Annotated in this window: 20 protein-coding genes and 2 pseudogenes; 13 read left to right on the forward strand and 9 right to left on the reverse strand. The window is 66.2% G+C overall.

Annotated features, from left to right (window positions below; genetic code table 11):
* Positions 1-1,511: 1,511 nt before the first annotated feature.
* The 3 genes and pseudogenes from HKK74_RS14020 to HKK74_RS39880 all read left to right on the forward strand — a co-directional run.
* A complete protein-coding gene (locus HKK74_RS14020; protein ID WP_187243634.1) occupies positions 1,512-1,994 on the forward strand; it encodes a pyridoxamine 5'-phosphate oxidase family protein in 483 nt (160 codons plus the stop codon).
* A gap of 182 nt (positions 1,995-2,176) precedes the next feature.
* Positions 2,177-2,710, forward strand: a pseudogene (locus HKK74_RS41875) (SDR family oxidoreductase); the annotation flags it as partial.
* A 7-nt stretch (positions 2,711-2,717) separates the two neighbouring features.
* Positions 2,718-3,455, forward strand: a pseudogene (locus HKK74_RS39880) (RNA polymerase subunit sigma-70); the annotation flags it as partial.
* 407 nt (positions 3,456-3,862) lie between these two features.
* On the opposite strand, the gene HKK74_RS14030 reads toward HKK74_RS39880, so the two are convergent.
* On the reverse strand, positions 3,863-4,333 hold the full coding sequence (locus HKK74_RS14030) for a MarR family winged helix-turn-helix transcriptional regulator (RefSeq protein ID WP_187243635.1): 471 nt from the start codon (positions 4,331-4,333) through the stop codon (positions 3,863-3,865).
* Between the two features lie 98 nt (positions 4,334-4,431).
* Here HKK74_RS14030 and HKK74_RS14035 point away from each other — a divergent pair, with 98 nt between their 5' ends.
* The 3 genes from HKK74_RS14035 (at position 4,432) to HKK74_RS14045 (ending at position 6,638) form a co-directional block, all read left to right on the forward strand.
* Positions 4,432-4,980: a dihydrofolate reductase family protein gene (locus HKK74_RS14035; protein ID WP_187243636.1), complete on the forward strand. Its 549-nt coding sequence runs from the start codon at positions 4,432-4,434 to the stop codon at positions 4,978-4,980.
* A 117-nt stretch (positions 4,981-5,097) separates the two neighbouring features.
* Entirely contained in the window at positions 5,098-5,442 is a 345-nt protein-coding gene (locus tag HKK74_RS14040) for a DUF1801 domain-containing protein (protein ID WP_187243637.1), read from the forward strand.
* Between the two features lie 626 nt (positions 5,443-6,068).
* A complete protein-coding gene (locus HKK74_RS14045) occupies positions 6,069-6,638 on the forward strand; it encodes a dihydrofolate reductase family protein (protein WP_187243638.1) in 570 nt (189 codons plus the stop codon).
* Positions 6,639-6,821: 183 nt separating this feature from the next.
* Here HKK74_RS14045 and HKK74_RS14050 read toward each other — a convergent pair whose 3' ends face one another.
* From HKK74_RS14050 to HKK74_RS14060, 3 genes are read right to left on the reverse strand one after another with little or no spacing between them, the layout of a single operon-like run.
* The gene (locus tag HKK74_RS14050; protein ID WP_312881477.1) at positions 6,822-7,796 is read right to left on the reverse strand and encodes an SAM-dependent methyltransferase; all 975 of its coding nucleotides are present in this window, start codon (positions 7,794-7,796) and stop codon (positions 6,822-6,824) included.
* Positions 7,797-7,826: 30 nt separating this feature from the next.
* Positions 7,827-8,243, reverse strand: coding sequence for a hypothetical protein (locus tag HKK74_RS14055; RefSeq protein ID WP_187243639.1), 417 nt, complete (start codon positions 8,241-8,243; stop codon positions 7,827-7,829).
* Positions 8,244-8,273: 30 nt separating this feature from the next.
* Positions 8,274-8,807, reverse strand: coding sequence for a DoxX family protein (locus HKK74_RS14060; protein WP_187243640.1), 534 nt, complete (start codon positions 8,805-8,807; stop codon positions 8,274-8,276).
* A gap of 78 nt (positions 8,808-8,885) precedes the next feature.
* Here HKK74_RS14060 and HKK74_RS14065 point away from each other — a divergent pair, with 78 nt between their 5' ends.
* The gene (locus tag HKK74_RS14065) at positions 8,886-9,551 is read left to right on the forward strand and encodes a MerR family transcriptional regulator (protein WP_187243641.1); all 666 of its coding nucleotides are present in this window, start codon (positions 8,886-8,888) and stop codon (positions 9,549-9,551) included.
* A 120-nt stretch (positions 9,552-9,671) separates the two neighbouring features.
* On the opposite strand, the gene HKK74_RS14070 is transcribed toward HKK74_RS14065, so the two are convergent.
* Together HKK74_RS14070 and HKK74_RS14075 are read right to left on the reverse strand one after the other, a co-directional pair.
* The gene (locus HKK74_RS14070) at positions 9,672-11,051 is read right to left on the reverse strand and encodes an SMI1/KNR4 family protein (protein ID WP_187243642.1); all 1,380 of its coding nucleotides are present in this window, start codon (positions 11,049-11,051) and stop codon (positions 9,672-9,674) included.
* 56 nt (positions 11,052-11,107) lie between these two features.
* Complete coding sequence (locus HKK74_RS14075; protein ID WP_187243643.1) at positions 11,108-12,094, reverse strand: YwqG family protein; 987 nt, start codon at positions 12,092-12,094, stop codon at positions 11,108-11,110.
* Positions 12,095-12,520: 426 nt separating this feature from the next.
* Between HKK74_RS14075 and HKK74_RS14080 the strand changes: the two genes are divergently transcribed.
* Positions 12,521-13,153, forward strand: a complete 633-nt coding sequence (locus tag HKK74_RS14080) for a hypothetical protein (protein WP_187243644.1) — start codon at positions 12,521-12,523, stop codon at positions 13,151-13,153.
* A gap of 29 nt (positions 13,154-13,182) precedes the next feature.
* Entirely contained in the window at positions 13,183-13,506 is a 324-nt protein-coding gene (locus HKK74_RS14085) for a hypothetical protein (RefSeq protein WP_187243645.1), read from the forward strand.
* Positions 13,507-13,663: 157 nt separating this feature from the next.
* Here the strand turns inward: HKK74_RS14085 and HKK74_RS14090 are convergent, their stop codons facing one another.
* A complete protein-coding gene (locus tag HKK74_RS14090; protein ID WP_187243646.1) occupies positions 13,664-14,305 on the reverse strand; it encodes a hypothetical protein in 642 nt (213 codons plus the stop codon).
* 442 nt (positions 14,306-14,747) lie between these two features.
* On the opposite strand from HKK74_RS14090, the gene HKK74_RS14095 reads away from it, so the two are divergent.
* The gene (locus tag HKK74_RS14095) at positions 14,748-15,608 is read left to right on the forward strand and encodes a hypothetical protein (protein ID WP_187243647.1); all 861 of its coding nucleotides are present in this window, start codon (positions 14,748-14,750) and stop codon (positions 15,606-15,608) included.
* Between the two features lie 662 nt (positions 15,609-16,270).
* Here the strand turns inward: HKK74_RS14095 and HKK74_RS39885 are convergent.
* Positions 16,271-16,618, reverse strand: coding sequence for a TetR/AcrR family transcriptional regulator (locus tag HKK74_RS39885; protein ID WP_246491547.1), 348 nt, complete (start codon positions 16,616-16,618; stop codon positions 16,271-16,273).
* Between the two features lie 90 nt (positions 16,619-16,708).
* Here HKK74_RS39885 and HKK74_RS14105 point away from each other — a divergent pair, with 90 nt between their 5' ends.
* Positions 16,709-17,080: a DUF4267 domain-containing protein gene (locus HKK74_RS14105; protein ID WP_187243648.1), complete on the forward strand. Its 372-nt coding sequence runs from the start codon at positions 16,709-16,711 to the stop codon at positions 17,078-17,080.
* Positions 17,081-17,871: 791 nt separating this feature from the next.
* Here the strand turns inward: HKK74_RS14105 and HKK74_RS14110 are convergent.
* Entirely contained in the window at positions 17,872-18,618 is a 747-nt protein-coding gene (locus HKK74_RS14110; protein ID WP_187243649.1) for an NUDIX hydrolase, read from the reverse strand.
* Positions 18,619-18,705: 87 nt separating this feature from the next.
* Here HKK74_RS14110 and HKK74_RS14115 point away from each other — a divergent pair, with 87 nt between their 5' ends.
* Positions 18,706-20,460, forward strand: coding sequence for an AbeC-like domain-containing protein (locus HKK74_RS14115; RefSeq protein WP_187243650.1), 1,755 nt, complete (start codon positions 18,706-18,708; stop codon positions 20,458-20,460).
* A gap of 29 nt (positions 20,461-20,489) precedes the next feature.
* Positions 20,490-21,392, forward strand: coding sequence for a 5'-methylthioadenosine/S-adenosylhomocysteine nucleosidase family protein (locus HKK74_RS14120; protein WP_312881478.1), 903 nt, complete (start codon positions 20,490-20,492; stop codon positions 21,390-21,392).
* Positions 21,393-21,623 lie beyond the last annotated feature (231 nt).

Genomic DNA, 21,623 nt, shown 5'->3' on the forward strand with positions numbered 1-21,623 from the left:
CCGCCGTGATCACCCGGCATGTCGGGCTCAAGGCCTGCACCGGCGCCTCTGACTGACAATGCCGAAAAATGAGATGCGCGCGGGCGGATATGCGTACCTTCACATAAGCACCCTCCCCGTGCGCAGGCAACGGATACTTCCTCTGCAAAGGAGAGACGCGGGTTCGAATCCCGCCGCCGGCCCTTGGGTCGGCGTCGACCAGCGGCCCGGGTCACTTTCGTCTCCGTAGCCGACTACTGATCTCGGGCACCACCGCGAAGTCTCGGGCTCCTCCCCACCCTCAGGAAGGAGCCCCTGCGTTATGGCGAAGTTCAACCGCGCCCGCGACCGGGCGGCCGTGAAGTCCAAGTCCCGGCCGTCCGGCCGTACGTGCGAAGGCGCTCCTGGGTACGCGCGACGCCAAGGGCGAGCTTTTTCTACTGTGAATAAAACGGAACAAGCGAACGAGATCCGATACTTTGCTCTGAGTTGAGGCTAGAATTTAATAGTGCAAGCACATCCATGCGACCACTGCGGTACGTCTACTTCCAACCCCCGTTTCTGCTCACAGAAATGCTCCCTACGTGGAACAGCAGAAAAAAGGGCGGCAGCTATCCGGAAGCCAAAGCCTCCATGCCCCCAGTGCGGGGAGCCCATCCCGACCCGCCGCGCGAAGCACTGTAGCCGTGCGTGCGCAGACAAGACGCGGCGGGAACAGGCACTCGCTGCACTGGTCGAGAAGTACGGCCCTTGCAGGCGATGCGGAACCACCGACCGCCCCTTGCGCTCCAGGGGCCCCTACTGCTCATGGAAGTGCTACGACGAAGACCGCTACGAGAGCGAGAGTCGCTTCCTGAAATGGGTCAAGGGCTGGCAGTCAGGAGAGATCAGCGGCACCACGGAAGGTCGCCCCGACTGGCGGGTTCGTCACGCCCTGGTCCACCTGCGCGGCCAGCGCTGCGAGGGATGCGGTTGGGACAAGGTCAACCCTGTGTCGGGCCGGGTGCCGCTTCACGTGGACCACATCACCGGAGATCGAACCAGGAACCGCCCGGACGAGGTGCGGCTCCTCTGTCCCAACTGCCACGCACTGACTCCCAACTATCAACATCTGAATAACCCCAACGTTCGCCCAATACGGGCGAACCCGAGTCGGAGGTATAAAGAGCTGTGGCTAAGGTTAACGCCGCAAAGCTAGCCCGTGCCGCCGCCGTTACCGCTGCTGGAGGCCGGGCGGAACGCCGACTGTAGCCGACTCCTCTCGGCTACATCGGCTCGGACTCCACGATCCAGATAGACCGGTCCGCGGGCCACGGCCGACCCCCGGCTCGCGGCGTCCCGGGTGGACTTCACCGCCATGTACGGCGACATCCTTCAGGCCACGCTCGCCGGCCTGCTCGTCCGCACATAGATGCCCTCTTGGGTGCGATTTCCTTTCGGCGTCCTCCAGAGAGGCGATTCGCACCTGGGCGGCTAGGCTCCGGCCTGATCGCGAACTGGCGCCGTATCCGGTCGAATCAGGGAGCCGCAAGATGAACCTGCCCGACGATCTGGATGAGATGGCGCGGAGCGTCATCGACACGAACCGCTATCTCACCCTGGGTACGACCGAGCCCGACCACCGGCCGCGAGTGTCGCCCGTGTACTTCACCCATGTCGGCTACCAGACCTTCTACTGGGTCTCCTCACCCAACGCGCAGCACTCCCGCAATGTCGCCGCCCGGCCAGAGGTCGCCATCGTCATCTTCGACTCCACCGCCGAGATCGGCAGTGGGCGTGCCGTCTACGTCGGCGCCACCGCCTCGATCGTCGCCGACGACGAACTGCCGCGCAGCTGCGCCGAGGCGTTCGCCAACGTCGATCCGGGCGCCGTACGGTTCCGGCCGGACGAGTTGAGCGGCGACGCCGGCCTGCGGCTCTACCGCGCACACGCGGCCACTTGGGAAGTTCACGTCCCCGGCCGCGATCCCGCCTACGGCACCGGGGTCGACAGCCGTCGCGAGGTACGGCCCTGATCCGCTCCTAATCGCGGATTCGCGCCTCGGGGACCTCGGGATCGCGCGGGTCCCGGCCGGACAGGAAGTGGCCGAGCTCCTATGACCGACATCACTCCCTCGCTTTCGGCCGAAGCGACGGATTCTCCTCCGGCCGCTGGTCTTGATGCGGACCGAACCCGACCACCACTCCGGAGTGTCCGATGTCCGATCTCTTCCAGACCGCCGTTGTCACCGGTGCCGGCCGCGGCTTCGGGCGCGCGATCGCCGCCGCGCTCGTCACCACGGGCACCAGCGTCGTCGGCATCGCCCGCGACGAGCAGAGGCTGCTCGCCGTACGCGACGAACTCGGCGAGGGCTTCACACCCGTCGCCGCCGATGCCACCGACGAAGCTCTCGCGCAGAACGTGATCCGCGAACACCGTCCAGGACTGCTCGTCCTCAACGCCGGGGCCACGCCGCACATGGCGCCCGTGCACGAGCAGACCTGGGAGACCTTCAGCCGCAACTGGCACGCCGACACCCGGCACGTCTTCACCTGGACCCGGGCGGCGCTGCGGGAACCGCTGGCTCCGGGCAGTGTGGTCGTCGCGATGTCCAGCGGAGCCGTCCTGGGCGGATCCCCGCTCAGCGGCGGATACGCGAGCGCCAAGGCCGCCATTCGGTACATACGCGGGTACGCGGCCGACGAGTCGGAGCGGGCCGGGCTGGACATCCGGTTCGTCACGCTGCTTCCGCAGCCGCTCCCGGCGGCCACTTCCGTCGGGATTGGGCGCACCTTCGGACGATCACCGGGTGGCCATGGCTCCCCACGAGCCGTCGGTGGCGTGGCTCCAACCGGCGCCCGACGCGCTGTTCGGCGCCGGCGACCCGGCGGCGATCGTGGCCGGGAGGACTGGAGTGCGGCTCGCTTTCATCGCCGCACTCCAGTTCCTGCCCGCGCGACAGCGGGCCGTACTGACGTTGCGCGACGTGCTGGCGTTCCGGACGGCCGAGGTCGCCGAGATGCTGGACACGACGACCGCCGCCGTCGACAGCGCGCTCCGGCGCGCCCGGGCCCATCTGGCCGAAGCCGGGCCGGTCGAGGACGACCTGGCCGAGCCGGACGAGGAAACCCGAAGAGCCCTCCTCGACGCCTACGTCGACGCGTTCACCCGGGCCGACCCCGACGCGCTGGTGAAGCTGCTGCGGGCCGACGTCGAGCTGGAGATGCCGCCGATCCCGACCTGGTTCACCGGCCGGCAGGCCGTCGTCGGGTTCCTGGCCGGTCGGGTACTACGCAAGGAGCTGTGGCGGATGGTGCCCACCCGCGCCAACGGCCAGGCCGCCCTCCTCGCATACGAGCGCGCAGGCGACGGCCGGTGCGAGGCGCACGGCGTCCAGGTCCTGACCCTGATCGGGCCCCGGATCAGCCGCATCACGGCGTTCAACGACCCGAGCCTGGTGCCGACGTTCGGTCTCGCGCCCGCGCTCACGACCTGAACCGGGCGCCACCGCCGCCCGGCCGGTCCACGACCGCGGAAATCAAGGATCGCGCGCGCCATGGCCACCACGACATCCCCGACCGTCCGACGAGCTCGGCGTCCCGGGTATGACGCGACAGGCTGACGTTCCGGTCGTGGCCACCGTCCGGGCCGGACATCCGCTCGCCGCCCAGTCGACGCTGAGCTACCAGGAGATCCGGCGACACCGGTACCTCACTCCCATCCTTGGGCGGCAATTCGCTGCTGTACGTGCCAGGTCTGTTCGATCAAGACCGTCAACTCACGTGACCTCCGTCGTCTCTTGGTGGTGTGGCCAGGTACACCAGACAGCGTCGAAGATCGTCGCTCAGACAGCGTCATGGATGGCATCGGTCCCGCGCCGGTGTGGCGCGAGCCGCTGGATTTCTACTCCTTGGGTTGCGCCCTACGGACGTCGCGCCACTGCCGCTGCAGGCGTGTGATCCGCTGTAGCGCCGCCTTGAAGCTGGTGTATTCCTCTGCGCCGAGCGCCTGCTCATGGCGGCGCTCAATCGCCGCAAGGATGGCGCGGGCTCGCGTGATCTCGTCAAGGCCGTAGGCGGTGGGGACGACGAGTTTGGCTCGGCGGTCACGGGGATCGGGCTCCCGTGAGACGTAACCGAGTTGGACGAGTTCGTCGACAATCGTGCCGACAATCTGCTTGTGCTGGCCCGATCGCTGGGACAACTCGGTCGCCCGAGCCCCGTCGCGATCCAGGAAGGCCAGCACCGAACCGTGGCGCGGCCGCACGTCCGGATGTCCCTGTTTGGCCAGGGTCTCGAACAGCTCGTCCTGAACAGCACGCATGAACGTGCCCGTCAGCATGCCCACGTCCGGTTCCGGCCGGTCGTCACCCATGAGCCCTCCAGTTTAGTCACGAAGCTTGACTGTCACGATGCTTGACTATACAGTCCTCATCAGTTGATCGCCACGGCCACAAGAAGGGGAAGCCCAAAATGCGCAAGATCATCGCTTCGACATACGCCACCCTCGATGGGTTCATCGACAACCCGCACCTGTGGTCCATGCAGCACAACAGCGAGGACGCCATGGCGTACGCCCTGAACCTCACGCTCGGGTGCGACGCGCTTCTGCTCGGCCGCGTCACCTACGAAGGCATGGCCCAGGCATGGCCGGCCATGGGCGGCAACCTCTACGCCGACCACGTCAACAGCATCGCCAAGTACGCCGTGTCCTCGACCCTCGAAAAGCCGGCCGCGTGGGACAACTCCCACATCATCCCGGGCGACAAGCTCGTCGAAGCTGTGACCGCGCTGAAATCCGAAGACGGCAAGGACATCCTCATCTGGGGCAATGGCCGACTCACCGACGATCTGGCCAAGCACGGGCTCCTGGACGAGTACAAGGTCTGGATCTACCCCGTCATCAAGGGCGGCGGCGAGGCCCTCTTCCGCCCCGAGAGCGCCAGCACCGTCGAACTCGTCGACAGCACCACTTTCACATCGGGCGTCGTCGTCCTGACCTACCGCCCCACGCACCCCTGAGACGAGCCGCCCGTATCCTGACGAATTATTTCGTTATCTACGACGAGACCCAGCTAGTCGACGTGCATCGGTCTAGATATAGACCATCATTTTGGCAACGACGTGAAGGAGAACACCATGAGTGACGATGTCACCCAGTACATCAACAAGGCACAGCCGTGGCAGATCGATGTGTGCGAGAAACTACGTGCGATGGTCGGCCAGACCATTCCAGATGTCGAGGAGCGGCTCCAGTACGGCAAGCCGCACTACCTCAAGAACGGGCACTACGCGGCTGTCATCGCGGTGGCCAAGGACAAGGTCTCGTTCATGGTGTTCAACGCAACGGACATTCCGGAGGTCAAGGGGCTTCTTCGGGCATTGGGCAACGGTGAACGCAAAGCCGTCGACATCAGAGAAGGGCAAACCGTCGACTACGGCGCACTTGCCAGCATCCTGGAAGAGACCGCGACTGCCCTGTAACTGCCAGGGTGTATGCCGCGCAGGGTCTGGTCCGAGTCATAAGTCCGCGTCCGCTCCACACAGGAACCCTCGACCAAAGATCGACTTGCCCGACGGACACGCCGTCCGGCACGCCTGTCAAACACTCACTAAGGCTCAATGCTGCTGCCCCCCGTGGTCTTGCGGTTGTTCGCACCCCGACGCCAGCAGGGCCGCGAACAACCGCAAGATCACGACAGGGTGGGGGCCAGTGTCGGCCCGATAGCACGCGGGTCGCATCAACGGGTGTCTCAGCTCCTCGCGTCCTGACCGGGGCTCACCCGAGGAGGCCATCGACCGCTAACTGATCGCTACGCGTGCCACCTGCACCGGCGAGGGTGCACGATCCGATCAACGGCTCGTGTCGGTCAGTGGGCGGCGATCCCAATCGACCTCACGGTCCTCCACGATTTGACACATCCCTAGAGCATTTTCGGTGTTCGGTCATGACGCGGTCCGACGGCACCGGGAAGTGTCGGCGGCCAACGCTACGGTGACGCGACGGCTATTGGGCCAAGACGGTCATCACGCGGGCGCGATGTCACATGGGCTCTGCGCGGGTGAGTATGTGAAGGCGGACCGGTCTGAGGACGGTTCAGGAGGCATCGATGGGCACTGTGGTGCTGTACATGAGCATGTCGTTGGACGGTTTCGTCGCCGGTCCCGATATCAGCGTGGAGCAGCCGATGGGTAAGGGCGGCATGCGGCTGCATGAGTGGATGTTCACCGACCGTCCCGACCCGCGGGACAAGGAGGTCATCGCGGCGACGTACGCCTCCGTGGGCGCGGTCGTGGTCGGCAGGCGCACGTTCGACGTCGGCTTGCCCCATTGGCAGGACACGCCATATCCGGCGCCGACCTTCGTACTCACCCACCGGGCCCGCGGTGAGCTCGTCATGAAGAGCGGAACCTTCACCTTCGTCACCGAAGGCATCGAAAGCAGCCTCAAGTCCGCCCAGGCCGTGGCCGGCGACAAGGACGTGGTCTTGATGGGCGCACAGACGGGGCGGCAGTTCCTGGATGCCGGGCTGTTGGATGAGTTGCAGATCAACCTGGTGCCGGTACTGCTGGGCGGCGGAACCAGCCTGCTGGAAGGTCTTAGCCCCATCGAACTGGAGCGCACGCAAGTGATCGCATCCGACGCGGTCACGCACCTACGGTTCCGCGTAGTGACGTAGCCGGACGACTGCCCGATCGGTCCGGTGCCCGGCGACGATCGCGCCGGCTCGATCTGGCAGTGCTCCGCGACTGACACATCCCTCAAGGACACGACCTTCGAGGGGCCGGCGCCCCGCTGCTCCGGCACGGCGGGGCGTCGCCCCGAACACCTTCGCAGTCCGATCGGGCAGGCGGTCAGCGCCTCACAGCTTTCGTCCGACGCCGCCGAACGCGTCGACTGCGGCCGGCGGGTCATCGCTCGATTGCCGGTCCGGCCGCCACAGCGGGCACGAAACAACACCGGGCTCCACGAGTTCCAGTCCTTCGAAGAAACTTGCGATCTCTTCGGGGGTGCGGAGGTTGTACGGTACCGCGCCACTTTTGTTGTAGCCCTGCTGGGCCTGCTCGTACACCTCGCCGCCGATGACGCTGGTGCCGTCGTTGATGGACAGGTAACCACCGGAGGGCAGCGCGCGGAGCAGCCGCTTGACGATTGACCTCGCCTCATCGGTGTCGTGGACATGGCCGAGAATCCCGCTGAGGATAAGAGCGGTGGGCAGGCTGAAGTCGAGCGTCTTCGCCGCGGCGTCAAGGATTTCGTCCGGCTCGCGTAGGTCGGCATGGATGTAGTCGCTGGCGCCCTCAGGGGTGCTGTCCAGCAGCGCACGGGCATGCACCAACACCAGAGGATCGTTGTCCACATAGACGATCCGTGATTCCGGGGCCAGCCGCTGCGCGATCTCGTGGGTGTTGTCGACGGTCGGCAAGCCCGTGCCGATGTCGAGGAACTGCCGAATGCCGACCTCGCCGGCCAGGTAGCGGATGGTGCGGGTAAGGAAATGCCGGGACGCCCGAGCGATCTCGTCCACACCGGGAAACGCCTGGCGATACTTGTCACCGGCTGCCCGGTCAACGGCGTAGTTGTCCTTACCGCCCAGCCAATAGTTCCAGATCCGCGCTGAGTGCGGCACAGTCGTATCTATCGCGTCCGATGGCTTCGGGTGCGGTGCGGGCGAGTCATCTGTCACGAGCGAATATCTCCTCTGTGCGTACTCAACCGTCACGCCATAACCTAAACCGCCCTTGGCGTGAGCGGGCCGCTGCAAGTCGACAATTCGCATCAGGATGATCCCACCGCTGGAGGCCGGGCGGAACGCCGACTGGTCGTCAGCGAACACCGCGGCTACTGAAGGCGTCGGTCTCCTACGTCAGGCGGTCAGCAGGCCGATGCCGAGGCTGAGCACGCCCGCCGCCAGGGAGAGCGCGCCGATCCATACGATCCAGATGAACCGGTTGGGCGCGGTGGTGCCTCGGCCGGTGGAAGCGGCGAAGAATCCGCCGGACATCAGGATCGCGGCCACGGGCACGCCCAGCCGGGCGATCCACAGCGGGACCCCGGTCAGGCCGGTGGCGTCCGCGTAGAGCAGGCCGATCAGGCTGAGCAGCACGAGGACTCCGGCGTGGCCGTGCCCGGCGCGCGCGAAGGACCGCTGGAAGTCGGTCATCGGCACGTTGCCGCGGACGATCCGGGTCATGAACCAGCCGCCGACCTCGATGGTGACGATCGTCAGGAGTACGGCTCCGGCGATCATCCTGGACTCGGTGCTGAGGGCAAGCGTCTTCATGGCGATCTCTCTTGATCAGGTTGGCGAGGACTACCGGGATGCCGATACCGGCCATGCGGGACCGGTGCGCGGCCGGTGCAGAAGGCGCCGGGCCGCTGCGCCGTTGGACGATCGGACCACCCAGACCGCGATTCCGACGTAGAGAGCCTGTTCGGGGATACGCAGCCAGAGCGGGGTCGGCTCTCCCCCGTGGAAGGGAACGTCGGCGATGGATGCGTAGATATTCGCCGGGAGCAGCAGGACGAACAGAGCGACGAGGCCCACCCCGGCCACCCAGCGCGTCGTGGTCACGACCAGGCCCGCCGCCCCCAGGAGTTCGAGGACCCCCGTCAGGTACACCATCGCGTCGGCGAACGGCACGATCGGGGGCACCATCCGCACGAGGTCGGCGTGGTCGGGCATCACGGTCACGCTCGCTGGAACGAAGTGCGCGCTCGCCGTGACGACGAGCATGACCGCCAGCGCATGCGCTGCACTGACGGACCAGCTCGCGAACCGCCGTACACCGAGCGCGCCCAAGAGGCGGAAGCACAGCAGTGCGCCGCCGAGGAGCAGGTAGATCATGTTCCTCCGATTCAGAATGGATAGTCACACTATCCGCTTTATGGATAGTTATACTCTCCATATGAGAGGACGGCAAGGATGCGTATCGGAGAGCTGAGCCGGCGGTCGGGTGTCTCGGTACCGACGATCAAGTTCTATCTGCGGGAGGGGCTGCTGCCGTCCGGCGAGCTGACCAGCCCCAACCAGGCGAATTACACCGATGCGCACCTGCGCAGGCTGCAACTGGTCCGGGCGTTGATCGACCTGGCGCACCTCCCCGTGGCGCGCGTCAGAGACGTACTGGAATCACTCGATTCCGACAGCCTGTCCCTGCGCGGCCGGATCGGCGCGGTCCACCGCGCCGTCACCCCGGCTCCACAGCCGGCTGCCGACGACGGGGCGCGCGGTGCCGCCGAAGCTCAGGTGCGCGAATTCATCGAGAAGCGCGGGTGGGCGGTCGAGCCGGACGCGCCCGCCATCGCCACGTTGGTCGAGACCATCGCGGTCCTGCACTCGCTCGGCCGGGAGGACCTGGCCGACCAACTGGACACCTACGCGGACGCCGCTGAGCGGTTCGCCGAACGAGAGGTCACGGCGGTCGCCTCCCGACCGGATCCCGATCAGATCGCCGAGAGCGTGGTGATCGGGACGATCCTCGGCGAAAGGCTCATCGCGGCACTCCGCCTGCTCGCCCATGAGCACGTCTCGGCCAGACTCCTGGACCGGCCATCCGCCCCGAGCCACAGGACGGAAACGACCGAGTGACGATGCCGGCCTGGTCGGCCGCCAGAAAGCGTCGTCAAAGTCGGCGGTACGGCGGCCGATCGTGCCCGGGTGTCCGGAGAGCCGGCGCGGCGCTGTCGACGTTCGCCATCGCCAGACTGACTACGCCATGGGGTCGAGATCGCCTTCGAGGATGGTCAGGGTGATCGGGGGGCGGTCCCAGATGGCGAGGATTTCGTTGGCAATGGCCACGATCGGAAGCGGGTGTTGATTGCCGTGCACCTCGATGGCGGCCGCCGAGAGGCTGCGCGGGACGGCTCCGGCGTCCAGGAGGACGCGCCACTCCTGCGGCCCGAGCTCCAGGAACTCCAGCCCGGTCAGTTGGGCGATCTCGAGCGGGTCGGCGAGCGTGCCGGGGTAGGCGCTGAGGGTCCGCAGCCGGGGCAGTTCGATGACGGGGGCGAGGCTGAGCGGATCGCCCTCCAAGACGCCGATGCTGAGGACCTCCAGCTCAGGGTGGGCGGCGGCCTGGATGCTCGGCAGGCTCACTCGGTTGACCCTGGCCACGACCGGCGCCTCGTCGCTCCTAAGGCCGGAGTCCAGGCCCTCGCACCGGTTCACCACCAGGTCGGTGAGGGAGTCGGCGAGCAGGTCGGCGCCGATGCTCTGCTCGTGGCTGAGCATGATGATCTGCCCCAGGTGTCCGCGCGGGCCCGGTGTCAGGTCGACCGCGATCCGGTCGCCGCCTCCGTTGTCGCCGAAGGCGATCCAGCCGGGTGAGCCGACCACCCCCTGCACCGCGGCCTCAGGTGGGGTGACGACCGCTTCCTTCGCCGCGAACCGCCACGGGCACGGACGGGACGCCGTATCGGCGATGTACATCTCGTCGAGCGGGAAGAGCTCACAGCCGACCGCCTCGACGACGCGCTCCACAGCCGCGTAGTCCTCACCCCAGTCCTCCCATCGCCCCCTTGTGACCCGGTAGAGCGCCTTGAGCTCGTCGGGCAACGCGACGCCGAGGCGTGCCTCCGCGGCGGCGATCTCCGCCTCGGTGGCGCCGATCGCGTCTGGGATCCGCTCCCGAAGCGTCCGCTCCAGCAGTGCCGGATCCGCCGACCGAGCGGCGACCGCCCCGGCTACCGGGTCGGGAAGCCGGCGCCAGGGCTCCGGTACGGAGCCCTCGACCAGGATGAGCGAGCCCGGGTGCGGCCCGAGGCCGGTCTCCACGGCTGGGCTGCGAGTGAACAGGCGGAGCACGGTCCGCCCGGTCGGCCCCATCTCCACGGCGAACGAGATGTCATCGACACCGGCGTCGGTGAGCGCGCTCTGCACCCGCTTCACCGCATCCCACTCGTCCTGCATGTCCTCGACCTGCAGGGCCCGGCCGGGCGGCGGGAGCCGCGGCGGCGTCGGTACACTCCACGAACCGTGGCCGATCCGGCCCGACAAGTGCCCACCCGGGGCGGCGAGTGCCTTCGCGTCACCCGCCCGCAGAACCCTCAACAACGGCTCCCAGGCCTCGAAGTCATACAGCGTGGGCAACGGTGGCCTCCAGTCTTCTCAATGTTGATGACAGCGGATCAGGCGCCGCCACGCACCTACTGCATGCTCAGTCGGTGCGGGTGGTCGAACGAGATCGGACAGGTGAAGACCCACAGTGAGTAACCGCGGCCGATGACGATCTCAGTGGGAGTCGATCGGCTCGGATGCTCGTGGAACTCGCTCTCAGGCCCTGCGTCCTCGATGGGCCGCCAGCTCTGCGTCCCGTCCCATTCGCTGCTGTCGATCCTCAGCAGCAGTTCCATGTCGGCTCCACAGTCGCAGACCATCGGCATGGGGTCGGTGAGGTTCCAGGCGGCGTAGCCGCCGACCTTCCAGCCATCGGCGATCGACAGTTCGTAGAAGTACCGGTTCCCGCTGGACTTCTCCCACGCCCTGATCCGCTCCCTCAGATCACCCGGCAGAAAGTCATCGTAGGGGTACTCGACGAACTGTTCGGGATGCAGGACGCAGGGGTTGGGGAGGTACTCGTACTCCATCACCTCGGGCTCGGGCTGCTCGGCGAGGACGTCGGTTACCTCGGCCGAACGCCGCCAGCGCAGCTCCAGCGCGGGGCAGTGGATGTAGTCGTGGTCGCGCGGGCACCAGAGGATCTGGAGGACATCGGCTCCAGGCGGACCGACCAGGTCAGGTACGTCTCGGAGGTAGAGCTGGGCGACGGCGAGCATCGTGGTCGGCGTATCGGGGTCGGCGGTCTCGCCATCGAGGCGGCGGAGCTCGTCATGTTCCTCGGGCGTGAAGGCGGACCGCTCTCCTCTGCGTGTCCGTCCCCAGGCCGCCGACAGGAGGCGTCTGCGGCGCCGCTCGGCGTCCAAGCGGACGAAATCACCCTCGTTCTCGTGCGGCTCAGTGCACACCGGCCACGGCTCGCCGGAGGGCCAGAGCAGAGGTCCGCCGACCGAGCTGTCACGTACGCCCGGCGTCCCGGGCCGCGGATGAAGGCGCGTGGCCGTACGGGCGAACGGCGCGATCTCGGGAAACACGGCCGCGATGTCCACCGGGCGCGGCGGGGTCGTACGGGTCATGCCACCAGAACCTAACGAGCCCCTCCGTCAGAACGGCGTGGACATCTCTTCGCTTTCGATTTCGTGGGAGCCTCCCGGTTGTGTCGGACGATCTCGCCGTAGCGCTGGCGACGGCCGCTCGGCGCGCCTTCACGGAGGCGCGGCGCCGGCGGCCGGAGGTGGTCCCATCACCAGCGAGATTGGGCTTGTGCTGCTGCGGCGCAGTCGAACGCCCCAATCGTGGTAATCGACCTGGTGCCAGCCCGTCTCGGATTGCCAGAAGGCAGACTGCTTGTAGCGACACTCATCGGCAATGTCCAGGCAGATCGGTGAGCCCGCTATCGGTGAGCACACCGGGATGGCCGGAATGGTTGCGGCGAAACCAGCCGATCTGGTGTACGTGTTGTCACTGGTCTCCGCTTGTATTGTCTCGTGTCCGTCTATGAAGTGATCGAACAGCTGCCTGACATCGAGACTGTGCGCGCCCGGTCGAAGGCCATGGCGATGCTGGACACTGTCCTGAGCCCCGAGTGGGAGTGGCGCTACTACTCGTATGACTCCCGCTGGTCACCGTCCGACGAGATGGCCTCGATGAGGAATGGGAGCGGCGACGACTACGCAATCGTGTTCTCCGAAGCCGGGGTCTATGCGCAGGCGTGCAACCACGAGTCACCGATAAGCGCATACCGCGTCTCGCCGCCGGCGCCTTGGCCAGGGCTGTTCGAGTCGGTCCCGGAGGTCTTCCGCCAGTACGTGGATGAGCCCGCTTTCGCGGACCACAACGGGCTTCCGCGGGCCACCGTGTGCCTGTGGCGGGAGCGCGCGGACTCCGCATGGAGGTGCGGCGACGTCCACGTCCCGGATGACGACGAAGAGGACGCCGACGGCGCTCAATGGCTGTTCGGGCTCCTGCTGGAGGGCACGGCCGAGGCTTATCGGCATTTCGCCGAGGAGAGACTTGATCATGGCACTCCAGTCGTCGACGAGAACTTCGAGCCTGCCCGCCTCGACACCGTCGAGTGCGACCCGTACGACATCGGCGGGGTCGACCTTGTCTCCGTCGAAGCCGAGGCCTCCTGACCCGCGCAAAGGACCTGGTCCCTCCGCTGGTGGAACGGGGATACCTCGAGGGCGGAGGCGCGGCGCTGCACGCGGCGAGCGCGGCGCTGCACGCCGAGGCGGACGGCTCGACCCAGCAGGTCATGCGCGCTGGGTTGCTGGCTCCGCTGACCCACTTGGCGGCCGGTTGCGGATACACACCGGATCGGGCCCTCGCCGCGATCGCCTCCACAAGGGGGGCCACCGGTATCGAGGTCACCACCGGCCGCGCGGCGAACATGGCCCAGGCCGGTGCCCTTGACGTAGCCGCTGTGGTCACCGGCGCACTCACCAGCGCGGTGGCGACGACCAGAAAGTTCCTCGCACTGGCCTGATCACAGGGGACGCGACAAGGCGTCCGCGACCTCGTACAGGGAGGAAAGCACCAGATCCGCTTGGTGCAGTTCGCGTTCGGCGTGGGTGGTGGTTACCGCGATCACGGTCATGCCTGCCGCCTTGCTCACCTTGCCAGGCCTCAAGGCATCGACAGCATCAGGACGGCAGGGCCGGCCCGAGGAAGCCCTTGAGGTCCGTGTAGCCGATCGTGACGGTCCGGCCGCCGCAGACCATGGGATAGCCGATCTTCGCCAGGCCGAGGGTGAACTCGACACCCTTGGCCGTCGGGAAGATGCTGACCAGTGCGCCCTTCTCCCGCGTGATCTCCTCGGCGGTGAAACCGCGTGTGCCGTTCGGAGCGTCTTCGCACAGCCGCCTACCTGGGCTGAAGCGTGCCAGCAGCTTCTGGAAGTCACTCGCGCCCTGGGCGGTGCGGACTCTCGGAGCCAGCAGGTCCCTCGTGGTCAGATCGTCGCCTGTGGTCACGTCAAGGATCGCGACTGACCAGGCTCGTGCCGGGACGGCACCAAAATCGGCCCCGTTGACGGAGAACCTGTAGCGGACCGCGACCATACGTGGGTTGACCAGGCCGACCGTCGCGTGCGACCGCATCATCGTCGTTCTCGAGGTCACGTCTGCGGCTGCCGGATCGCCCACCTCGGCCAGGTCCTGCTCGAGATCCTCAAGCAGTTCCTCCGCTGCGCCGCGCAGCCGTGCGTTGACCTTCTCGGTCACCGCGGGGTCCGCCAGTCCGGACACCCGGGCGAACTGCAGCTTCTGCCGGAGTTGGAGCGCCACGTCCTCCTTGTTAATGCTGACCAACTGCACTCTCGGAGTGGCCGCCGCAGGCGGCTTCGACGGCGCCCGGGATGTCCTGCCGCCCGTCGCCGGGTCCGAACCGCTGCACGCGGAAGCCGTAACCGCCAAGGTCACGCACCATGCGAAGCGGTGGAGGGGCAGCAGCACTTGGCCTCTTTCGGTCACGATGAATCGGCGGTCACTGGTTCTTCTCGTTCGCGATGGCTAGTGTTCCATCATTGATGGCACGGGGTGTACAGCACGTCAAGGCCGAGAAAGGGAAGCGTTGGCGAACCCGGCAGACGAGGCGAATAATCGGTCGACGAATTCGAATTCCAGCGAGTCCTCCTCGTCGCAGCAATCATCATCGCGGCAGGCGGAGGAACCCAGGCGTTGGCTGCGCAGCAAGCGTTTCCTGACCCACCCGCTCACCATCGCACTGGTGAGCGTCGTCCTGAGCATCCCTGCCGCGGTCATAGCGAGCCGCATCACCAGCGACAAAGATGCGAAGGCCGGCACTGGAGCGGCCTCGGCGAGCCCTGTACGCACACCCACTGGCGAGCCGCTCAAGGTGACCAAGCTGACCATGGTGCCCCGGCGACTTGATCACAGTTGGGTCATGGCACACCCCGTCGATCCCGCCGCGCTGGTCCGACTCAACGCCAACGTCGATAAGGTCGGCGGGGCTCTCGCCGATGAGGCCGACCCCGTGATGAGAGCGGCCGGGGCGGTCGAACCGACCCTGTCGACCGTTGAGATCGAAGCCGAAGGCAACCGCCCTAAGGTCGTACGGATCACCGGCATCCGAGCGGTTACGCAGTGCCGCAAACCACTCAACGGCACCTATTTCTACAATCCTCCGCAAGGTGCAAGCGACAACGTACAACTGGGATTCGACCTTGACAGCCCATCACCGTTCGCCCAGAAGGTGAAACCGGACTCCAATGACGGCCCTCCGCACTTCTACGGCGACTATTTCGCCGACCGGAAATACACCTTGAATCACGAGGACCAGGTCACCTTCCGGTTGTCCGCCCGCACCTACAAGAGCTACTGCGAGTACCGCTACCGGTTCGACCTGATCGTCGACGGTAAAGCGGATACGCAGTTCATCCCACGCGAGGGCGAGAGGCCGCTTCAGATCACAGCGGATATCCGTACGGGCTCTGAAAGGTTCGGTCTCGTCGACTGCAACGCCTATCAGCGCTTCTACATGGGCAAGGTTTTCGTTGCCGGCACGGCCGACCTCGCCGGGCTTCCGTCCTGGAACACTCCCACTCCGGGCAATGGGCCGTGCGAGTGACGGACCGGCCAAGAAGATCTATGCCAGGGGCGTACTCACGTAGGTCGTCCTGAATGTGACGCCGTCCCGGTCAAAGATCAGTGATCAGCTGTGGTCGCCTCTCGCTCGGCTGTGTGCGCTCTGGGCGCGGACGTTCACCAGGGCTTGCCGTGTGAGCTGCGGCGGGAGCATCCTGGGTGGAGGTGTGGGCGGGGCGGGGTCGAACCGCCGACCTTCCGCTTTTCAGTAACAACCACCCTGGTCACAGGGCCTGTGGCGAGGTGTACGGTGCTCGGGGTGCGTTGGCGGCTGTCCATGGTCGCCTCGGATCGGTGTTGCCGGGCGCGGTCGGTGAGCAATGCCTGCGGCTCGGAGCCCGGCTCGTGCGACTCGATCTCGAACGGGTCACTGTCGCTCTCAGAGCGCTTTGGCGGGCTTTCCGTGTTCCCGGATCAGTGGGAGAAGCGGCTGAGGAGGATCTCGAGTCGCTGTTCGTGGTCCTCGCGGCGGAGCCTGCCATTGCTCATGAGGGTGAGCAGACCGTGCAAGCCGCTCCAGAACGTCTCGGTGAACGTCTCCAGATCGTCGTCCCCGGTAGTCGGCCGGACCGTCTCCCGCAGCTCGGTGAAGGGTGAAGGCCTCTTGCAGGGCCGCAGGTGCCTCGGGCGTGGCGAACGGGAGGTCTACGGCCCGGATGAACATCGCCTCGTACAGTGCGGGCGCTGCTCGGCGAACTCGGCGTAGGCGGCGGCGACGTCCGTGAGGGCCTGCCCGGGATCCTGTGCCTTCGTGCGGGCCGCGCGCAGCCGCGCGGCCAGGTCGGCGAATCCCTCTACCGCGACCGCCGCCATGATCGCGTCCTTGCCCTTGAAGTGGCTGTACAGGACCGGCTGGCTGTACTCGATCTCGGTGGCCAGCCGTCGCGTGGTCACCGCGTCCCACCCCTCGGCCTCGGCCAGCTCCCGGGCCGCCGTGATGATCAACCGTCCCCGCTCTGCCCGCTCGCGCTCACGCCGCGTCTGGATCGACATGACTCAGATTCTAGCGCTGCTCGCACAACTGTCGACGCTATGTTAGTGTTGACAACATCCCTAGCGGCGCTAGATTTCTGGAGTCGGATCATGCTCAGCCCCCTCGCCTACGGCCTGGCCGTCGTACTGACCCTGTTCGTCGTCTTCATCGGTCTGCGCTTCCTCATGGCGCCCCGCGCCTCCGCCGCCGGCTACGGCGTCCCCGCGAAAGACGACGGCGACCCCGCCTACCTCACTATCAAGGGCCTGCGCGACCTCACCTTCGGGATCCTCGGCCTGGCTCTGATCGCCTTCGCGAGCGCCCATGCCGTGGGCTGGTACATGCTCGCCGTCGCCATCGTTCCGCTCGGCGACACGCTGATCGTGTTGCGCCACGGCGGTACTAAGCCGGTCGCCTTCGGCATCCACTTCGCCACCGCGGTCGTCGTCCTCATCAGCGCCGCTCTGATGTTCGCCCTCTGACAGGGGTTGCTTCGATGTCCCTGATCAAGCCCAATTTCATTGAGCCTGTGTTTGAGAAGTGCCGCCATTGGTATCCGAGGGGTCGTGGTCCGGGTCGGATGGCGAATCCACCGCACCCGAGACCGCCGAGGAGTACCAGCCGGTGATTACATAGCCGTCCCTGTGCAACGCGGCCCAACCGGTAGGCCAAGATAGGCCGCGCGGAGGGGCCGCATGGGTAGAAGCGGCATTGTTCGCCGCCCGGCTCATCGAATCAGGGCATTCCCCGGCCAAGGCTGAACGGCTCGTTTCGGGGCTGCCCGGCTGGTGGGCCGCACCCACCAACGCCGTCACCGGTCTTATCGCGATCAGAACACTCTTCGCCGAATACCTGGCTCAGAATGGGCCGATCCGTCTGCGAATAAGACGTAGGCGGAACGTTGCCGCAGGTCAGACATGGCTGAGGTACCGAGCCGGCTAGCCTTTGGTCTACGGCTCAGCTCCACTGCTACGAGGAGAAACCACTATTCGTCCGCGTCCGCCTCAGTCAGGGTGACTTCGACGTGCTGCTCTCGGTGCCCCGACTCGGACGTGGGGGATGGGAGCCGACGTCGTCGCCGTACCCGCGGGCACGCCCAGGCAGGTCCGCGGCACGCCCGGCATGGCCGAGCAGGCGCTCACCTTCTCGGGGCGTTCCCGTTCGCACGACCGGACGATGGTGAATCGAGCCGTAGGAATCGTCGTGGCCACACGGCCACCTGTCCACAGAGGCGACATAGTGGCGTCGCAGAGATGCCAGTCAAGCAGTCGGTTCAGCGAAGTGCGGGCGTGGTGAACTGCGCGTCGGCGACATCACTCGAGCGCAGCAATGGCGGTGACAGCAGCCGTGCGGCTCCGCAGCGGTATAGCGCGGCGGGGCGGCCGATCTCCGGGGAGCGGTGTTCTCCGGTGGGCCGCAGGAAACCGTGTGCTCTGGTCACCTTGCGCCGAAAGTTGCTCGGATCCAGCTTGAACCCCCAGACGACCTCGTAGACCCGACGTAGTTCGGCCACGGTGAACGGCTCTGTGCAGAACGCGGCGGCAATCGTCGTGTATTCGAGTTGCGATCGTGCGCGCTCCAATGCTTCGCGCAGGATCAGGACATGGTCAAAAGCCAGAGCGATCTGGCCGTCCAGCACCGCTTCCACCGGCACCCAGTCGGCGGCGCGGGCGTCTGTGCCGGCTCGGGCGATCGGCAGGTCGGGGCTGAGGGCCAAATAGGCCACGGTGATGACCCGGCCGCGAGGATCCCGTTCTGGATCCCCGTACGTGCGGAACTGCTCCAGGTGCAGTCGGCTGCCGTCCACGCCGGTCTCCTCCTGCAATTCCCGCAGCGCCGCCCCGTCCAGATGCTCTCCGACGCGGACGTATCCGCCGGGCAGAGCGGGCCAGTCCGCGAAGGGTTCCTGACCACGTTCTATGAGAAGTACATGAAGCTGGTCATCACGCACGGTGAAGATGACCAGGTCAACGGTCACTTCGACCTGTGCGTGCTCGCGCCGTTCAGTCTTGTTGATCATAAGACCATCTTAAAAGTTACATTGACCTTAAAGCCGAAAGCGACTTAAGGTCGGAGCGACCTAAATCGATTCCTGTGTGGGGGCAACATGATCACTGCTCCAACCTCCCTGAACGGCTCACCGGTATCGTTGACGAAACCCCCCGACGACCAGGCCAATCGCGACACGGCAGCGACCAGGCACCTTTGCGCCGGGGTCTACCTCGACCGGGCCTTCCGCAGCATGGTCCTACGCCGTGTGTACAGCGATCCGTACCACCGGGTCGCGCCGTCTTACGGATTCGACCTGGTCCCAGTCGTAGGTCACGCGTGGCGTTCTTGGCTGCTGGACGCCTCACAGCAAGGGGTCGTTTTTCTCGTGCTGGTCGGCGGATGCCTTGTCAGTCGATCCGTTCTTGTGACTGTGCTGTGTTGGCTTGGGCTGTTCTTCGTCGCGCGCGGCGTTCTCGGTGCCGTCCCCGACGCCTTACGGCTGAAGGAGCGCGAGCTGGCCGATCGGCTGCTCAAACGCAAGTGGCGGGAGCTCCAGAGCATCAAGGAGGAGGACCACTTACGACGTCAGCTCTGGGTGGTGCGAATCGGCTCCGCGGTGTGCCTCGTCCTCCTCATGACCTCGGTGGTGTCGGCAAGCTGGGCGGGAATGTCGCCGTCGGAGGGTATGAGTGCCGCGTTAGTCCTCCTGAGCCCGATCGTCTTTGCTGCCGTCGGAGCCGCAGTGCTGCGACAGATGTCATTGAACGACGTCGGTCACGCACCTGTCCTGAGACGGCGCCCCCTCAGCCAGCGGGAAGACGTGATCGACCAGCAGCAGTCGCACACCGTCGCCGTTTACCACCGTCCCGAGCCGAAGGAGGCGGAGGAGAGGTGGGTTGACTTTGACCCCTTCGAGCGAGAGCCGACGATCTTCGTGGGCAGCGGCCATCTGGTGCATCGCTGGCTTCCTCCGCTGGTGGTCCAGCTGCTGAGCCCCGGCGAGGAGGACATGCGGGAACGCGAGTATGACGAGCCTCCGTTCCGCACTCACGAGCTCGTGGACCATCTGCGCAGCGCCATGCGCCGCGTCTCTGCGCCCGAGGATCCGCGACGCCTGGCGCTGCGGGTGAGAGACCGCGTCTTCATCGATGAACGGGACGTTCCTGTCGAACGTGACCTTCTCGCGAGCCGACCGGGAGCCGCATGGTTACGACAGATCATCGATGACCCTCACCATGCTGCTCACCATTTCCTGGAGATGCAGATCAGCACGACCGGCGAACTGGTGACCACCGTCTTCCTCCGGGCCACGGTCCGCGGTCGCTCGCTAAGTTTGGACTTTGCAGCCTGCGCGCTGACCCGTACGCCGTTTGAGTATCACGTGACGGACCTTTTCGGTGAGAGCGGCCCCGGAGCGATCGTTCGCGCGGCTTTGCGTGCTCTGTGGAGGCTTCCCGAGGAGACCGCCCAGGTCGTTCGGCTCTGCGGGCTGCTCCCGACCCTGGGACGTGCCTTTATCGCGGGAAGAGCGGGAAGAGATCGCACTCTGGCTCCGCGTCGACGGGTCCTCATCGGCAGCCGGATCAGCGTTCGCGAGGACAAGTCCCTGTCGTGGAAGGACTCCCGGTTCGACGAGACGCGCGTGCATGACGACATCAAGCTCGTCGAGCAGCGCCTGCTCAAGGCGACCGAGGATTTCCTGGACGGCTGCCGGGTGGACACGTCGGTCTTCAAGGAGAAGGCGACCAACATCATCAACAACAGCGGCGTACTGAACATGGGCGGACGCCTAGAGATGAGCCACACGGCGGTCGGCCCCGGCTCGCAGGTCCAGATCGCAGTACAGCCCCAAGCGGGCGCAACGCAATAGGAAGGCGAGTAAGCATGCAACCAGGCAAAGTGCACAACGAGGGCGTTGCCACCTTCGGGGGTTCCACCCAGATCCGGCAGTCGGCAGTCGGGCGAGGGGCAACTGTGAATCAGGTGACCGGCACGGACCAGAGAGCCGAGCAGGATGACCACCCGTCCAGAGCCGACGTTGGAATCATCACGATTCTCAGCGTTGAGGCCAACGCGGTCCGGTTGGCCCTGGGCCTGCGGCGGGAACGCGTCGAGGGCTTGGACTTCGACCTCGGAGAGGTAGACGTGCCGGGCGATAGGCCCGTGAAGGTCGTGGCCACGCGGACACTTACCCAGGGCCAGCGGTCCGCTGTGATCGCGTTCGACCACCTGCGTCGGCACCACGACCCCCAACTGGTCGTGCTCGTGGGCATCGGCGGAGGGATCCACCCGAAGATCGGCATCGGTGATGTGGTGGTGGCGACCCGCGTCGTCCACTACGACCTGCGCAAGGAGCTTCCGCAACATACTCAGCACCGGGGCGAGGAGAAAGAAGCGCCAGCAGCCGTGGGCCACGCCGTTAACAGCTTCTTCACCGAACACGGTGAGCCGGCGCGCTTTTCCATCACCGACCCCGGCGGCACATCGAGGACACCAAGGGTCTTCAGCGGACCCATCGGCTCGGGGGATGCGGTGATCGCCGACCGTGACTCTGAGATCGTGGCCTACCTGTCCCGTTTCAACGACAAGATCCTCGCCGTTGACATGGAGGCAGGAGGCCTCAGCCAGGCTTGCCATGAGCAATCGGCGATCTCCGACCGCTCCCAGAACTGGATGGTGATTCGCGGAATCTCTGACGACGCGAGCCCGGACAAGAACGATGACTACCAAGCCGTCGCAGCCTGGCACGCGGCAACGGTCCTGTACCGCGTGCTGCCGTACTTGATCAGCGTGGAGAAGTAAATGGATCCCCCTGGCGCTTGTCGAAGGCCGCCGTAACGTCACCGGCTGCTGGCCTGACCCGCACCCGACGCGGGCCAGCGAGCTGCTTCCCTGTGAGGTGGCCGCCAGCCCGCGCCGCGGCTTTGCCGGCGGACTACGTCACGCCCGGCGTCCATGGCCGCGGATGAAGGCGCGTGGCCGTACGGGCGAACGGCGCGATCTCGGGAAACACGATGCACGATCGCTGTGGCT

The sequence above is a fragment of the Actinomadura alba genome, from assembly GCF_014323705.1.
In the GTDB taxonomy this organism is placed as follows: Bacteria; Actinomycetota; Actinomycetes; order Streptosporangiales; family Streptosporangiaceae; genus Actinomadura_C; species Actinomadura_C alba.